This window comes from Parendozoicomonas verongulae (assembly GCF_009711465.1).
Taxonomy (GTDB): domain Bacteria; phylum Pseudomonadota; class Gammaproteobacteria; order Pseudomonadales; family Endozoicomonadaceae; genus Sansalvadorimonas; species Sansalvadorimonas verongulae.
The window spans coordinates 1-709 of sequence record NZ_SMME01000386.1 but is presented as its reverse complement, the minus strand read 5'-3'; the positions used below and the strand labels follow the sequence as shown (position 1 = coordinate 709).

2 protein-coding genes are annotated in these 709 nt (G+C 50.8%); one reads left to right on the top strand and one right to left on the bottom strand.

The annotated features are described in order from the left end of the window. A partial coding sequence (locus E1189_RS22405; RefSeq protein WP_196220884.1) for a hypothetical protein occupies window positions 1-215 on the top strand: 215 nt, incomplete at its 5' end. An 83-nt stretch (window positions 216-298) separates the two neighbouring features. Here E1189_RS22405 and E1189_RS24460 read toward each other — a convergent pair. Further along, a partial coding sequence (locus tag E1189_RS24460) for a hypothetical protein (RefSeq protein WP_230459878.1) occupies window positions 299-709 on the bottom strand: 411 nt, incomplete at its 5' end.

Genomic DNA, 709 nt, shown 5'->3' with positions numbered 1-709 from the left:
GCACCGCAGGAGCAGGTGGTGTTCCACTGCGCCTTGCACCGGGCCTCTCGGCTGCAATGGCGGTGAGAGTTAAGCAGGCCGACTGTAGCGAAGGTGGTGCCGCAGGGGCAGGTGGTGTTCCGCTGTCCTCGACGAACTGTCCCCTCCTCGTTTTGGCTCAGTACTTCTACTTCTGGTACAGGGCTACCGTAGTCCAAATCATCCAGGGCTATTGATGCAGTATCATAAACCTCTTCAATCTCTTGTTTGACAACTTTCCGACAGTGAATTTCCCAAGCGTTGATATCAGAGTCAAAAGTTATCGAAACCCATCAACGAATTCACCTGTTATTATCACGTCATCTGTCACTGACGGAGAATGAACTTTGCCGGGAGCTGCGGAGTAGATAGAACCCTCATCTATCAGCCCAAAGGTTTCCTTGTTTTGGCGTAGCAACCTGATTTTTGATGGGCTCTCCCCCCCCTGGCAGACCAGACTATTTTCCGGGCCCGATACACAAAATGTGTCGTTCAAAGGCTGAATGACGGGTGATGATGCGTGGATACGGCCTGTTGAGATGATATCTGCTCCCCCTTCACCTGACGGCAAAACAAGAGTGCAGCTACTCACTTGTTTATCTGTACTCGCTTCAACAACAATAGCGAGAGCAACCATCAGGATAAGCCAAAGCCGTGAGGTATTTGCAAGCCTTTGCAACGAGCATAACCT